This is a genomic window from Halorubrum amylolyticum (genome assembly GCF_004114995.1).
Classification (GTDB): domain Archaea; phylum Halobacteriota; class Halobacteria; order Halobacteriales; family Haloferacaceae; genus Halorubrum; species Halorubrum amylolyticum.
The window spans coordinates 248,946-264,338 of sequence record NZ_SDJP01000001.1; the positions used below are offsets into that span (position 1 = coordinate 248,946).

Below are 15,393 nucleotides of genomic sequence, written 5' to 3' on the forward strand. Positions count from 1 at the left end.
GACCGGGTCGCTCCCGACTACTCCCCGGCGTCCCGGGAAACGCCTAAGCCGCTCGCAGCCCGCTGTCGGGTATGCAACCGATATCGATCGTCGGCCCGGGTGCGGCCGACCTCGCTGGGCCGCTCGCGGACCGGCTCGACGGGCGAGTGGCGGTCGTCGACTGCGGAGGAGAGGACGAGCGTGTCCGCCGATCCGTCGACTCCGAGGCGACCGACGGGGGCGCCGCGGTGGGCCGGGACGACCCCGACGACCGGGGGGAGCCGGAGGCGACCGCCGACACGACGCTCGCGCTCGATTCCGACGGCTCGTGGACGGGCCGCGGCCGCGTCGACGGGCTCGACGACCTCCTCGACGGGCTCGCGCCCGATCACGATTACCTCGTCGCCGTCGGCGAGTCCCGCCTGCGCGTCCCGACGGTTCTGCTCGGCCCGGACGCGGAGCCGTCGGACGTCCCCGGCTCGGTCGTCGCCGTCGCGGACGCGCGCGGCGGGATCGACCTCGATCGGCTCGTCGCGGATCTGGCCGACGCGGAGCCGTGGATCACCCGTGAGGCGCTCGTACGCCGCGTGGAGGCGTCTGCGGACGCGGACCGCGCGGGCGCCGTCGCGACGTTCACCGGGCGCGTTCGTGCGCGCGACGCCCCAGACGACGACCGGACGACCCACCTCGCGTTCGAGACGTACGAGGGGGTCGCGGCGGAGCGGATGGACGCCATCGCCGCCGAGCTGGCCGAGCGCGACAGGGTGTTCGAGATCCGGATGCACCACCGGACGGGCGTGATCGAGGCGGGCGAGGACATCGTGTTCGTCGTCGTCCTCGCGGGCCACCGCCGGGAGGCGTTCCGGACCGTCGAAGACGGGATCGACCGCCTGAAAGACGAGGTGCCGATATTCAAAAAGGAGACCACGGAGGCCGAGGAGTTCTGGGTCCACCGGCGGGAGTAGGCGCCGCGACGAGGTCCCGCGAGCGCTCGGGAGCGACCGAAGAGAGCTCCGAGCGGGCGGCGAGGTCGAGGAGCGTGAGGCGCGGGCGAGAGAGTGTTCCGGACGGTCTGTCAGGGGGATCACCGCGGACAGACGGGTGATCCTCGTGCGGACTGCGTCGACCTCGCCGAACACACCTGTGGCACGTTAAGAGATTCTGGAGATATTATAAAACGTCTAAGACGATTTAAAACGTTCGTAAAGAGTGCGTCAGACACCTTTCATCCCGCCGGAGTGGTCTGAAACGCCCTGAAAGCCGCTGAACACCTTCCAACGGTCTTGCCTTTATAACACCCTCCGGGGACAAGCGGTGAGTGTACCATGAGCGCGACTGCGAACCCCTCCACGACCGCGACCTCGACCGACGACCTCAGCAAGGAAGAGCGGCTGAAGCGGTACCTGCTCGACCGCGCGGAGGACGGCGAGATGTACTTCAAAGGGAAGTTCATCTCCGAGGACGTCGACCTCTCGCCGAAGGAGATCGGCGCCCTGATGGTGAAGCTCCGGGACTCCGCCACGGAGCTCACCGTCGAGAAGTGGTCGTACACGGGCGCGACGACGTGGCGCGTCGAGCCCGCCTGACCGCCGGAAGCGTCGCCGCCGACCAACGCGCTCGCGCGCGTCCCCGCATCACGCTGACAACCCCCCGCACCGGTCGACGACTCTTTCACAGCTCCCTCGCATCGGTCGACGACTCTTTCCGATCCTCCTTCTCTCCGCTGACGACCGGTTCCTCCGCTTCTACTCGCCGAGGGATACCTGTCGATCGAAACGCGCTCCGGGGAAGCCGAAACGACCGGGGCGGGCGCATCGATCGACGCGGGGTTTATACTCGCAGACGAGTTACGGCCGACGATGCCAGAACACGAGGACGGGGAGCCGTCGGGGTCGTCCGACGTTCCGCGTCCAGAGCCCCTCCGGACGTTCTTCCGCGTCGACGAGGTCCGTCGGGAGGACGACCGCGTTTGGTACGTCGGGGAGTCGTACGTTCCGGAGCGCACGCTGTTGCGGAAGCTGGTTCCCCGGTTCCGCGACGCCGGGTACGACGTCGACGTGGAGACGGTCGAGGGCGGGCACGTCGTCGTCGCGACCCCGTTCGACCGCGGACGAGAGGGAGTCCCGTGGGTCAACGTCGCCATGTTCGCGGCGACGATCCTTTCGACGCTGTTCGTGGGCGCGTACGGCTGGTACTACGTCGGGTGGGAGGAGATCGCCGCGAACCCGCTCGTCATGCTGCGGGCGTGGCCGTTCACGGCCGCGGTGCTCGGCGTCCTGATGACCCACGAGCTCGGCCACTACGTCGCCGGGCGGTACCACGGAGTGGACGTCTCGCTGCCGTACGTCATCCCGTTCGTCTTCCCGTTCGGAACCCTCGGAGCGATCATCCGTATGCGGGGCCGGATGCCCTCCCGGAAGGCCCTGTTCGACATCGGCGTCGCCGGCCCGATCGCCGGGCTGGTCGCGACCGTCGTCGTCACCGCGATCGGGCTCTCGCTCGACCCGATCCGGGTTCCGGCCGAGATCGCCAGCTCGTCGGGAACGATGATCCGGTTCAACAACCCGCCGCTTCTGGGGATCATCGCCGATCTCCTCGGGCAGCCGACCGCGTACGAGGACCCGACTCTCTCCGCGCACCCGGTGGTGATCGGCGGCTGGGTCGGGATGTTCTTCACCCTGCTCAACCTCCTGCCGGTCGGTCAGCTCGACGGGGGGCACATGGTTCGGGCGATGGTCGGCCCGCGACAGGAGACGATCGCGGCGCTGGTTCCCGGCGCCCTCCTCTCGATCGCCGCGTACCTCTACTTCTGGCGCGGCTTCGGGCTCGATCAGTCGGTGGGATTGTGGGCGTTCTGGGGCGTGTTCGCGCTCGTGATCGCGTTCAACGGCCCCGCCAACCCGGCCGACGAGGAACGGCTCGGCTGGCCCCGCCTCGCCGTCGGGATCGGGACGTTCGCGGTCGGGGCGCTCTGTTTCCTCCTCGTTCCGATCGAGGTCGTCTCGGCGTGAGCGCCCCGGCTCACGCGCCCTCGGCGTGAGGGGAGCTAGTCCTCGCGCCGCTTTTTCATCCCCTGTCTGGTGAACTGGGGAGTCGCCCGTATTCCGCGCTTCTTCCGGAACGACTGGTAGAGCGCCACGGCGAGCGGGGCGGCGAGCAGGAGCACGATCGCCGCGAGCCGCCACGACTGGGCGAACGAGTAGAGGATCGTCGCGGAGAGCACGCCGACCGCGAGCAGCACCGAGTAGGCGATCCGCATCGCGAGCTTGTCGAGGACGTTCGAGCCGTCGTCGATCGTGACGTCGACGTGGAGATCGCCGCGGTTCGCCCGGTCGAGGAAGTCGTCGGCCTTCGGCGGGACCGTGAACAGCGCCTCCGCCGTCTTCTGGGCCTGCTGTCCGGCGTCTTCGGCGAGGTTCCGGGCGGTCTGCTCGTAGTACCCCTCCTCCTTGAGGTACTCCGTCGCGGTCGAGATGAAGTCGAACTCGGGGTCGAGCGTGACGCAGACCCCCTCGACGACGGTGGCGACGCGGAGGACGAGCGCGAGGTTCGGCGGGAGCCGGAGCGGGAACTCGTAGATGGTCGACTCCACCTGCTCGATGATCTGGTTCACTTGGTACTGCTCGATATCCTCGCCGCTGGCGTCCGCGATGGCCAGTTCCATCACGTTCCCCATCACCTCGCGGTCGGCCTCCGGCGAGAGGGTGCCCATCGCGATCAGCGTGTCGAGGATGCCGTCGATGTCCTGTCGGGCGACCGCGACGTAGAAGTCGACGATCTTCTCCTGAACGAACGGGTCCACCCGTCCGGCCATCCCGAAGTCGTAGAAGATCACCCGTCCGTCGTCGTCGACCGCGAGGTTCCCCGGATGGGGATCGGCGTGGAACACGCCGTCCTCGATGATCATCTGGAGGTACACCTCCTGGAGCGTCTCGGCGATGGCGTTCCGGTCCATCCCGGCGTCGTCGAGGGCGTCGACGTCGCTGATCTTGGTCCCCGGGATGTACTCCATGGTGAGCACGCGCGGGCCGGAGACCGCCTCGAAGGCGGTCGGGACCCGGACGCGGTCCTCGTCGGCGAAGTTGGCGCGGATCTCCTCGAGCATCGCCCGCTCGCGGTCGTAGTCCATCTCCTCGCGGATCGTCTTCGCGAACTCGTCGGCGAGGTTCTCCAGCGAGAACGCCCGTCCGCTCCCGATGAACTGTCGGACCAGCGGGATCGACCACCGGATCGTTCGGAGATCGGCCTCGACGAGCGACTCGATCCCCGGCCGCCGGACCTTGACGGCCACGTCGGTCCCCTCGTACCGGGCGGTGTACACCTGCCCGAGGCTCGCGCCGCTTATCGGCTCCCGGTCGAAGTCGTCGAACGTCTCGTCGACCGGCCCGAGCTCGTCTTCGAGGACGGTCTTCGACTCCGCCCACGGGGCCGGCGGCACGTCGTCTTGGAGCCCCTCCAACACCTCGATGTACGCCGGCGGGAGGATGTCCGGCCGCGTCGAGAGGATCTGGCCGAGCTTGATAAACGTGGGGCCGAGCGTGAGCAGGATGTCGAGGAGGACGGCGGCGCGCTCGCGCTGGGTCTCGGCGTCGACCTCGCGCCCGCCGCCGAACAGGAAGTACCGCTTCCGGTCTCGCCAGTAGGCGACGATCAGCGGCGAGAAGCGCCGCATGACCACGAAAAAACGCCAGTAGGCGCGGAGGTTGACCAGCGTGACCACCCGTCAGGCGTCGGCCTCACCGTCGCCGGCCGCCGTCCCGTCGTTCCCGCCGTTGGCTTCGGCCTCGGAGCCGTCGTCGACGTCGCCGTCGGCCTCGTCGACCGGGATCGTGCGGGAGGCGCCGTCGGTCCGCTTCGGGATCGTCACTTCGAGGACCCCGCGGTCCATCTCGGCGTCGGCGCCGCCGCCGTCCGCGTCGCCGGGGAGGGGGAGTTCCGCGTCGAGGAACAGCGGCCGGTCCTCGCGCACGTAGCGGAACCCCTCGGGGACCGCCTTCTCGCGGCGCCCCTCGATGACGATCCGGCCGTCCTCCGCGAGGACCTCGGTGGTCTCGGCGGCGGCGCCCGGGAGGTCGACGACGAGCACGTACCCCTCGTCGGATTCGAGCAGGTCCGCAAACACCGCGTCCGGGAGATCCCGGAGCGCGTCGCGTAACGCTGACATGCACACGGGTACGGTCGCCGCGGCGAAAAAGGTGTGGAAAGGGGGAACGGTCCCTCTCGGGCTGGATTAGTCGTCGAAGTCGAGGTCGATCTCGCCGATGTCCTCGCCCTGCGACTCGCCCGGGAGGATGTCGCCGAGCCCGCCGCCGAACGCGGCCGCGGCCCACACGACGAGCACGCGGGCACCTCGTTCGGCCGCCGTCGGATCGCCCTCGTGGAGCCGGCCCCACAGGAACAGCATGAACGCCGCGGTGAGAAGCGAGACGAGCAACACCCCGGCGTACCGCCGCGGGATGATCCCGAGGATCGGGTGCCTGATCTCGATCTGTCGGAAGTCGGCGAAGTAGAGCAGCCCGGCGGTCATGACGAGGACGAAGGCCACGTGCGCGAGCAGGAAGACCGGGACGCCCCCGACCGTCGCCGCGGCGAGCCAAGCGGCGATCTCGAAGACGCCGCCCTCCACGAGCAGGGGGAGCGAGAAGAGGACCGCCCCGACGAACGCCTCGGCCATGTCGCGGGAGGTGTACTTGGTGATCCGCGTGGTGAACGCGGCGCTGCCGGGCATGCGTTCGACGAGCGAGATGGTCTGGCGCACCTTCTCGCGCTCGTGGCCCTCGTCGACCGTGTCGCTCAGGGCGTCGAGCTTCGCGAGCAGATCGTTGATGTCCGGGTCCGCGGGGCCGTGGGTCGAATCGTTGACCCCGTGCGAGGCGTCAGGGCCGTGCGAGGCGTCAGGACCGTGCGAGGCGTCGGAAGCGGCGTCGCCGTCGCGGAGGTCGGAACCCTCCTGGGAACCGGAGCGATCGGAACCGCCGGCGGAGCCGTCCATTGCACGCCGATCGAGGGCGTCATTTAAAAAGGGTGCCGACGGTCGGCGGAGTTCCCTAGCGAACGACTTATGTATCGTTGTATGCTAACGTGGATCAAGAGGTGAGTACGGAAGGCATCGGAGACCGAGACCAACAGCGATCGACGATCCGGAGGTACCGCATCGAGTTCCGTCCAGACGGCTTCCAAGCACGGGTCGCGTCCCCGTCGGGGGACGCGCCTCGGACGACCGCTTCGCTCGCCGCGGCTTTTTGACGACGGCGGCGGACGGCAGCGAGACGAGGGGCACACGACGCGCACCGAGTCAGCGGCGCACCGGGTCAGCGGCGCGACAGGCCGAGCTACTTCGGCGGGGATTCCTCCCGGATTCGGGGTCGACCGTCGTTACGGCGAGACCCGCGAGCAGAACGTCGCGAGCGCCGCGTTGAACGCCGCCGGTCGTTCGAGCATCGCGAGGTGCGCGGCGCCCTCGACGGTCGCGCGCTCGCAGTTTTCGATCCGGTCCGCGAGGTACTCGTGGTACGCGACCGGCGTGAGCGAATCGTGTTCGCCGACGACCGCGAGCGACGGGACCCCGATCTCGTCGAGCCGGTCGCGAACGTCGAAGGCGTGGCAGGTGCGGAAGTCGCATTCGGTGACGGCGCGCCCGCACGCTCGCATTCCGGCGCGCGACAGCTCGACGTACTCCGGCGGCGCGTCGTGGAACAGCCGGTCGGGCTCGTGGAGGAGATCGATCGCCCGGTCGAAGTCGGTCGCGAGCGCGTCGCGGAGGGGTTCGTCGACGGCGAGCTTCGCGCCCGTGCCGGCGAGCACGAGGCCGTCGAGCGCGAGGTCGCGCTCCAAGGCGACCCACAGCGCGACGGCCCCGCCCAGCGAGTTGCCACAGAGGACGGTCGCGCCCGTCGCCTCCGCGACGGCGACCACGTCGTCCGCGTACGCGTCGAGCGTCTCGGGGCCGGCGGGGGCGCCAGCGTCGCCGCTGTCGATGCCGTCGCTGTCGATGCCGTCGCTGTCGATGCCGTCGCTGTCACCGTGGCCCGACAGATCGAGAGCGACGACCGGGAACCGGTCGCTCGCGCGCGCCTGCGCCTTCCAGACGTCCTTGCTCCCGCCGCTCCCGTGGACGAGACAGACCGTCGGCCCGTCGCCGCCGCGGTCTGAGACCCGATAGGCGGTGTCGCGGCCATCGTGCGTGACCCGTTCCATGGGCGTTGCTCCCGCGCGCCGCCTCATAAAGGCCGCCGCCGCGCAGAGCGGTCGCCGACGGCGCCGCGATCGACCCCGAACCGCAACACCACCGATACGCCGTCAATATCTCACGTCATGCGGTTTTTGGCGATGTATTTATGTATCCTCGCGCCTAACTTATAGTTAGCATGAATCACCAACAGACCCGATCGACCGGCGACGGCGCGCTGCTCCGCCGGTACGAGTACGAGGACGGGTGGGTCGTCGCCGCCGATCTGGGCGCCGACGCCGAGAACGTCTCCGTCGACACCGTCGGCGAGACCGCCATCGTCGTGATCGAGAGCGACGGCGAGCCGGTCGAGTCGGAGTTCGATCTCCCGGGCGCGGCCGACTCGGCCGTCGTGGAGAATGGCGTGGTCACCGTGGAGGGTCAGCGATGAAGCTCACCGTCAGACCGCTGAAACAGAAGGACGCCGGGCGTCGCCTCGCGGCGATCGACCGCGTCGCCGCCGAGGAGCTCGGCCTCTCCGGCGGGGACATCGTCCGCGTCGAGGGGTCGGACGGCGCCGCGATCGCCCGCGTCTGGCCCGGCTACCCCGAGGACGACGGGACCGGCGTCGTGCGCATCGACGGCCGCCTCCGGCAGGAGGCCAACGTCGGCATCGACGACCGCGTGACCGTCGAGGACGTCGACGTCTCGCGGGCGGAGTCGGTCACCATCGCCTTCCCGAGCCAGCTCCGCGTGCGGGGGCAGATCGCCCCGTTCATCCGCGACAAGCTCTCCGGCCAGCCGGTGACCGAGGGGCAGACGATCCGCACGTCGCTCGGCTTCGGGCTGATGGGCGGCCAGTCGCAGGCGGTGCCGATGAAGGTCGCCTCGACGACCCCCTCGGGGACCGTCGTCATCACCGACGACACCGAGATCGAGATCTCGGAGGTCCCGGCCGAGGAGCTGACCGACCGGAGCGGCAGCGGTGAGGGAGCGAGCGAGGGCCCCGACGTGACCTACGAGGACATCGGCGGGCTCGACAGCGAACTCGAACAGGTCCGCGAGATGATCGAGCTGCCGATGCGGCACCCGGAGCTGTTCAAGCGGCTCGGCATCGACCCGCCGAAGGGCGTGCTCCTGCACGGTCCGCCGGGCACGGGGAAGACGCTGATCGCCAAGGCCGTCGCCAACGAGATCGACGCGGACTTCCACACGATCTCCGGGCCGGAGATCATGTCGAAGTACTACGGCGAGTCGGAGGAGAAGCTCCGCGAGGTGTTCGAGGAGGCGTCCGAGGAGGCGCCCGCGATCATCTTCATGGACGAGCTCGACTCCATCGCGCCCAAACGCGAGGACGCCGGCGGCGACGTGGAGCGCCGCGTCGTGGCCCAACTGCTCTCGCTGATGGACGGGCTCGAGGAGCGCGGCGAGGTCGTCGTCATCGGCGCGACCAACCGCGTCGACGCGATCGACCCCGCGCTCCGGCGCGGCGGCCGGTTCGACCGCGAGATCGAGGTCGGCGTCCCCGACCGCGAGGGCCGCAAGGAGATCCTGCAGGTCCACACGCGGAACATGCCGCTGGTCGAGGAGATCGACTTAGACGAGTACGCCGACAACACCCACGGCTTCGTCGGCGCCGACTTGGAGTCGCTGGCGAAGGAGTCCGCGATGCACGCGCTGCGGCGCATCCGTCCCGAGCTCGACCTCGAAAGCGACGAGATCGACGCCGACGTGCTCAACTCCATCCAGGTCACGGAGTCCGACCTCAAGGAGGCGATGAAGGGGATCGAACCCTCCGCGCTCCGCGAGGTGTTCGTCGAGGTCCCCGACGTGAGCTGGGACCAAGTCGGCGGCTTGGAGGACACCAAAGAGCGGCTCCGCGAGACGATCCAGTGGCCGCTGGAGTACCCCGAGGTGTTCGAGGAGCTCGACATGCAGGCCGCCAAGGGCGTGCTGATGTACGGCCCGCCGGGCACGGGGAAGACCCTGCTCGCGAAGGCGGTCGCCAACGAAGCGGAGTCGAACTTCATCTCGATCAAGGGGCCGGAGCTGCTGAACAAGTTCGTGGGTGAGTCCGAGAAGGGCGTCCGCGAGGTGTTCAGCAAGGCCCGCGAGAACGCGCCGACGATCGTGTTCTTCGACGAAATCGACTCGATCGCGACCGAGCGCGGCAAGAACTCCGGCGACTCCGGCGTCGGCGAGCGCGTCGTCTCCCAGCTGCTGACGGAGCTCGACGGGCTCGAATCGCTGGAGGACGTGGTCGTCATCGCGACGACGAACCGCCCGGATCTGATCGACTCGGCGCTGATCCGCCCCGGTCGGCTGGACCGCCACGTCCACGTTCCCGTGCCGGACGAAGGCGCACGTCGGAAGATCTTGGAGGTTCACACGCGGAACAAGCCGCTGGCCGACGACGTCGATCTGGACGTCATCGCCCGGAAGGGGGAGGGATACGTCGGCGCCGACATCGAGGCGGTGGCCCGCGAGGCGTCGATGAACGCCTCCCGGGAGTTCGTCGGCAGCGTGGCGCGCGAGGAAGTGGGCGAGTCCGTGGGCAACGTCCGCGTGACGATGCAGCACTTCGAGGACGCCCTGAGCGAGGTGAACCCGAGCGTCACCCCCGAGACGCGCGAGCGCTACGAGGAGATCGAAAAGCAGTTCCGGCGGTCGGAGGTCGACCGCGCGGAGACCGAGCCCGGCACCGCGTTCCAGTAGAACTCCGGACCGGTCGCGGCTGCGGGTTTCTTTTTAAACGACGCCGAGCACCGACAGCAGGTAGAGCGCGGCGACGACGACGATTCCGATCGTGACGAGCCGCCACGCGAGCTTCAGCACGAACTTCCCGAGAATGATCACGACCGCGACGGCGACGAGCGCGACGAGCAGCTGTCCGGTCGGGCTGGCGAGCAGGCCGACCTGAAGCGGTGCGGAGACCGCGAGCGCAGCGAGAGAGCTAGTCATGTCCGGATTCACGGCGACGCCCGGCATAAGCTTGGGGGGCGAGCGCGACCGACAGTTATCGGGTTTTGATAGGTCTGCGGCAAGAACCGCGTCGAACCCCGACGATCGATCACAGGCGTGGCGGGCGAGAGGACGGAGATGCCCGCCGTCTCCGCGAAAAACCGCGCCAAACAACCCCCCTTCTGTTCCGGTGGGAACACACCGCCTTACTGCGGTTTTTTCGATCACCGATCAGTTTCACTCCGGTCTGGCTACGCTTATGTGTCCGGAGCCCGTTTGTTGCCGACGTACCGAAATCCAGCGTCAGACGTGCGGAACGGACGTTGCATAACGAATCAAACATATAGACGCCCGTCGGGTCCGAACATCCGAACGTACAAGGGCCCGCCTCGCCAGTACACCAACACTACAGATGATCCATATCCCACGCCAACCGAGCGGGGTGACCGTCGAATGAGCAGCGACGGCGTCGCCGCCGACGAACTCGAACTGCCGATCAAACGCACCACGGGCGAGACGATGGAGGAACGTCTCACGGCCAACGCCTACCACAACATCCTGCCCGCGCGCTACCTCCGGAAGAACGCGGACGGGGAGCCGATCGAAGATCCCGAGGAGCTGTTCGACCGCGTCGCGCGCAACGTCGCGCTCGCGGAGGCGGTCTTCGAGGCGGAGAATCAGGACCTCGAGATCACGGTCACGCCCGACCAGCTCAAGCCCGACCACCCGCGGCGCGACGAGCTCGCCGAAGAGGTCTTCGGCGCAGGGACTACCGCTGCAGACGACGCGGAGACGACACTCACCGCGCACAACGTCAACAAGTTCGCGTACGACACGATCGTCCCCGAGCTCCCCGAGGGCGTCCGCGACCACGTCGAGGCGACCGCCGATCGGTTCCGCGACGGGATGGAGAACCTCTCGTTCATGCCGAACTCTCCGACCCTGATGAACGCGGGCGACGAACTCCAGCAGCTCTCCGCCTGCTTCGTCGACTCTCCGGAGGACGATATCACGGACATCCACCAGACCGCCAAGGAGGCCGCGGAGGTATTTCAGAGCGGTGGCGGAATGGGGTATGCGTTTTGGAAACTCCGTCCATATGGAGATTCTGTTGGGTCAACCGGCGGGATCGCTTCAGGACCGATCACTTTCATGCGCACGTTCGACCAGATGTGCGAGACGATCGCACAGGGCGGCGCGCGCCGCGGCGCCCAGATGGGCGTCATGCGCGTCTCGCACCCGGACGTCATCCAGTTCATCCACTCGAAGAACAAGGACGTCTCGCTGGCCCACTCGCTGCGGCTGAACGACCCCGACGACTTCACGCACAACTCCTTCACGGACGCCTTAGAGGAGGCCCGCGGCCTCATCGACGAGGACGGGAAGGTCCCCGAGCACCTCCGGAACGCGGTCGAGGGCCACCTGTCGAACTTCAACATCAGCGTCGGCGTCACCGACGACTTCATGGAGGCGCTGTACAACGACGAGGAGTTCACCTTCACCAACCCGCGCACGGAGGAGCCGCACATCGCGACCCCGGAGACGAAGGAGATCTACGACATGTTCGGCCTCGGCGAGCACGTCGAGGTCGGCGAGGAGCTGTCAATCCCGGCACAGGAGCTCTGGGACGACATGATCGAGGGCGCCCACGAGAACGGCGAGCCGGGCGTCATCTACCTCGAACGCGTGAACAAGGAACATTCGTTCGACGTGGAGGAGCACCCGGACCACCGGATCCTCGCGACGAACCCCTGTGTCACCGGCGACACGCTGATCAGCACTGAGAACGGGCTCATCGAAGCCGAGGAACTCTACGAGCAGGGCGTCGCACGCGACGTCGTCGTGGACGGTCGCCTCAGTGAGGAGACGCTCAAGGAAGCGAGCAGCGTCTACAAGACCGGCGAGAAGGACGTTTATAAACTCACGACCGAAGAGGGGTACGAACTCCGTCTGACTGACGACCACCGCGTCATGACCGACGACGGATGGGTCGAGGCCGGGAATCTCGACGCCGGCGACACGGTTCACATCCAGAATCGAAAAGGCTCCTTCGGCCAGCACGGAACGGCGGCGGAAGGTCGCGTACTCGGCTGGATGGTCGGTGACGGCCATCTCAAGACCGGGGAGGAACGCGCCGTCCTCAACTTCTACGACGAGGACGCCGAGGTCTCGGAATCGTTCGCAGCTGACGTGAACGAAGTCGTTCGCGATCCTGTCGGTAACGCCGACTACGAGGTCGGCGTCAACGAGATTGCCAGAAGTGACGACTACCGCGGTGCGCAGGCCGTCGAGCAGCGGATCCGCTCGGCTCGGCTGTACGAGTACGCCGAGGAGGCCGGTTTAGTTGACCGGAAGCATCAGGTTCCCGAAGCCGTGATGCGCGGGAGCGAGGAGATGGCGCGCGGGTACCTCCGTGCGCTGTTCTCCGCGGACGGCGGCGTTCAGGGGAACGTCGAGAAGGGCGTCTCCGTCCGGCTCACGAGTACGAGCACCGATCTGTTAAAAGAGGTCCAGCAACTCCTGCTCAACTTCGGAATCTTCAGCAAGATCTACGAAGAGCGCCACGAGGCGGGCCTTCAAGAAATGCCCGACGGAAAGGGCGGAACTGCGGAATGCGAGCGACAGGCCGATCACGATCTCGTCATCTCGAAGGACAATCTCGTCCGGTTCGCGGAGGAGATCGGATTCCTCCTCGACTCGAAACAGGACGCACTCGATGAGCGTCTCACGAACTACGACCGCGGACCGTACAGTGAGGGATTCGAAGCGACCGTTTCCGCAGTCGAGGGCGACGGCCACGAAGCCGTCTACGACCTGACTGAGCCGGAAACGCACTCATTCGTCGCTAACGGGATTGTGACCCATAATTGCGGGGAGCAACCGCTCGAAGAATATGAGGCGTGTAACCTCGGTCACATCAACCTCTCGACGCTCGCGGCGCAGGACGCGCCGGACTGGCGCGTCTGGTCCGACGAGCACGCCGACGAGTACGACTCACAGGAAGCGGCGATGTCGGCGTTCTTAGCGGAGGCGATCGACTTCGAGGAGTTCGACGAGCGGATCGACTACGGCACCCGCTTCTTGGAGAACGTGGTCACGATGTCGGACTTCCCGGTCGAGAAGATCGAGCAGAAGGTCCGCGACATGCGGAAGATCGGGTTGGGGGTTATGGGGCTGGCACAGCTGTACATCCAGCTCGGGATCCAGTACGGCACCGAGCCGGGCAACGAGGTCGCCCGCCAGCTGATGACCCACATCAACCACGCGTCGAAACAGACCTCCCACGAGCTCGCGCAAGAGCGCGGGACGTTCAACGACTGGGAGGACTCGAAGTACGCCAACCCCACCGAGTACCGTGACTGGTTCGAGCACTACACCGGCCTCGACGCCGACGAGTGGGAGGACGGCTTCCCGGTGCGCAACCACAACACGACGACGATCGCGCCCACAGGCACGACGTCGATGATCGGCAACACCACCGGCGGGTGTGAGCCCATCTACAACGTCGCCTACTACAAGAACGTCTCCGATGACGTGCAGGGCGACGAGATGCTCGTCGAGTTCGACGACTACTTCCTGCGCACCTTAGAGGAGAACGACGTCGATGTCGACGCGGTCAAGCGGGAGGCACAAGACCAGATGGCGACGAACGAATTCAACGGCGTGGACGGGTTGGAGACGGTGCCGGACGCGATCGGCGAGCTGTTCGTCGTCACCGGCGACCTCTCGGGCAAGCAGCACGCGGCGGTCCAGTGCGCGTGTCAGAAGGGCGTCGACTCCGCCATCTCGAAGACGTGTAACTTCCCGAACGACGCCACCGCCGAGGAGATGGAAGAGGTGTACCGCTACATCTACGACCACGGCGGGAAGGGCGTCACCGTCTACCGCGACGGCACCCGCTCGAAGCAGGTGCTCACGACGCGCGCGAAGAACACGGAGTTCGCCGACGAGAGCGAGGCGGCCGAGGCGATCGTCGAGCAGATCGGCGAGGTGTTCGGCGGCATCGAGTCGTTCCTCGACAACGAGGACGTGCAGGCGGCGATCGACGCGGAGATCTCGGACCTGCTCGAAGCCAGCGAGCAGCCCCGGATCGACTACAGCGAGCGCAGTCCGCGTCCCGACTCCCTGAACGGCGTCACCCAGCGGGTCGAGACGGGCTACGGCAAGCTGTACGTCACCATCAACGAGGACGACAAGGGGCTGCCGTTCGAGCTGTTCGCGAACATCGGCCACTCCGGCGGCTACACCAACTCCTTCACGGAGGCGCTCGCGAAGGTCATCTCGACGGCGCTCCGCTCGGGCGTCGACCCCGAGGAGATCGTCGACGAGCTGCAGGGCACCCGGAGCCCGAAGGTCGCGTGGGACAAAGGCGAGCAGATCCAGTCGATCCCGGACGCGATCGGCACCGCGCTCCGCCGCTACCTCGACGACGAGGTCGACAAGGGGATCCCCCAACAGCAGAGCCTCGACGACGTGGGGACCACCGCCACCGAGCCGCCGAGTCAGACCGACGGCGGCGCGGTCGACGCCGGCACGGCGACCGACGCCCCGGCCGCTGGCGGTCCCGAGGCCGCAGACGACGCGGCTGACGCGGACGACGCGATGCAGGAGCTGATCGCGGCGGGCGAGTCGCCCGAGTGTCCCGAGTGCGGCGGGATGAACCTCTACTACTCCGAGGGCTGCAAGACGTGCGAGTCGTGCGGTTGGTCGGAGTGTTAGACGGGACAGGCTGGCGTCGATAACGAACTCTCGACGACGCGATTTTTTAGACGGTGTCCGGAGTGGGACGCGACTGATAGCGGGAGTGGGTATTGCAAACCGGCGCTTGCGATTCGGTATTTAAATAGCCGGGAGCGACGGCGACGATTGCTTATAAACAACAGTGCGGTGGCGCGCGCCTCCGAGCGGCCGCCACCGGCGGCCGCGAGGAGCGCGTGCGAGGGAGCCCGCGGCCGCCCATGGCGGCCGCAGCGAGGTTGGGGAGGGGTGAGGCTGCGTTGCTGTGCGGTCGGGGTGGGAATCAAAGGGACAGTCGCTGCGGGCGGCGCAGGCGATGTAAGCACCGCAACGAGGGAGCAACGCGACCGAGTGAGGAGCGCAGCGAGCGTGCGCCGCCCGCAGTGGCTGGGGCTTTGGAGGTCTTCACCGCGGTTCCATTATTCACTTATAAACGGCCGACAGCGACACCACTCGATCACTTATAAACCGGGCTACGACCGACTTGCTATACTTACTCCCGCTATCGATCCACGAACGAGCACGACGCTCTACGCGTCGAAAACGGA

At 67.4% G+C, this 15,393-nt stretch carries 11 protein-coding genes; 6 read left to right on the forward strand and 5 right to left on the reverse strand.

The features are described 5' to 3' along the window. Positions 1 to 71 precede the first annotated feature (71 nt). The 3 genes from ESO89_RS01125 to ESO89_RS01135 all read left to right on the forward strand — a co-directional run bounded on the left by ESO89_RS01125 (position 72) and on the right by ESO89_RS01135 (position 2,990). Positions 72 to 944 (forward strand): molybdopterin synthase, encoded by an 873-nt coding sequence (locus tag ESO89_RS01125; protein ID WP_128903845.1) that lies wholly within the window; start codon positions 72 to 74, stop codon positions 942 to 944. Between the two features lie 360 nt (positions 945 to 1,304). Beyond that, positions 1,305 to 1,565, forward strand: coding sequence for a DUF7123 family protein (locus ESO89_RS01130; RefSeq protein WP_128903846.1), 261 nt, complete (start codon positions 1,305 to 1,307; stop codon positions 1,563 to 1,565). A 273-nt stretch (positions 1,566 to 1,838) separates the two neighbouring features. Next, positions 1,839 to 2,990 (forward strand): site-2 protease family protein, encoded by a 1,152-nt coding sequence (locus ESO89_RS01135; RefSeq protein ID WP_128903847.1) that lies wholly within the window; start codon positions 1,839 to 1,841, stop codon positions 2,988 to 2,990. 35 nt (positions 2,991 to 3,025) lie between these two features. On the opposite strand, the gene ESO89_RS01140 is transcribed toward ESO89_RS01135, so the two are convergent. The 4 genes from ESO89_RS01140 to ESO89_RS01155 form a co-directional block, all read right to left on the reverse strand. Continuing rightward, positions 3,026 to 4,699 (reverse strand): ABC1 kinase family protein, encoded by a 1,674-nt coding sequence (locus tag ESO89_RS01140; RefSeq protein WP_128903848.1) that lies wholly within the window; start codon positions 4,697 to 4,699, stop codon positions 3,026 to 3,028. 3 nt (positions 4,700 to 4,702) lie between these two features. Then, entirely contained in the window at positions 4,703 to 5,143 is a 441-nt protein-coding gene (locus ESO89_RS01145) for an Hsp20/alpha crystallin family protein (protein ID WP_128903849.1), read from the reverse strand. A 66-nt stretch (positions 5,144 to 5,209) separates the two neighbouring features. Further along, complete coding sequence (locus ESO89_RS01150) at positions 5,210 to 5,971, reverse strand: DUF2391 domain-containing protein (protein ID WP_128903850.1); 762 nt, start codon at positions 5,969 to 5,971, stop codon at positions 5,210 to 5,212. 383 nt (positions 5,972 to 6,354) lie between these two features. Further along, positions 6,355 to 7,176: an alpha/beta fold hydrolase gene (locus tag ESO89_RS01155; protein WP_128903851.1), complete on the reverse strand. Its 822-nt coding sequence runs from the start codon at positions 7,174 to 7,176 to the stop codon at positions 6,355 to 6,357. 170 nt (positions 7,177 to 7,346) lie between these two features. Between ESO89_RS01155 and ESO89_RS01160 the strand changes: the two genes are divergently transcribed. Next, positions 7,347 to 7,598 (forward strand): DUF7127 family protein, encoded by a 252-nt coding sequence (locus ESO89_RS01160; protein ID WP_128903852.1) that lies wholly within the window; start codon positions 7,347 to 7,349, stop codon positions 7,596 to 7,598. Beyond that, the gene (locus ESO89_RS01165; protein WP_128903853.1) at positions 7,595 to 9,862 is read left to right on the forward strand and encodes a CDC48 family AAA ATPase; all 2,268 of its coding nucleotides are present in this window, start codon (positions 7,595 to 7,597) and stop codon (positions 9,860 to 9,862) included. The genes ESO89_RS01160 and ESO89_RS01165 overlap by 4 nt, the downstream gene beginning before the upstream one ends. A 33-nt stretch (positions 9,863 to 9,895) precedes the next feature. Here the strand turns inward: ESO89_RS01165 and ESO89_RS01170 are convergent, their stop codons facing one another. Next, positions 9,896 to 10,135: a hypothetical protein gene (locus ESO89_RS01170; RefSeq protein WP_128903854.1), complete on the reverse strand. Its 240-nt coding sequence runs from the start codon at positions 10,133 to 10,135 to the stop codon at positions 9,896 to 9,898. A 426-nt stretch (positions 10,136 to 10,561) separates the two neighbouring features. Here ESO89_RS01170 and ESO89_RS01175 point away from each other — a divergent pair, with 426 nt between their 5' ends. Then, positions 10,562 to 14,827 (forward strand): LAGLIDADG family homing endonuclease, encoded by a 4,266-nt coding sequence (locus tag ESO89_RS01175; protein WP_128903855.1) that lies wholly within the window; start codon positions 10,562 to 10,564, stop codon positions 14,825 to 14,827. Positions 14,828 to 15,393: the final 566 nt, after the last annotated feature.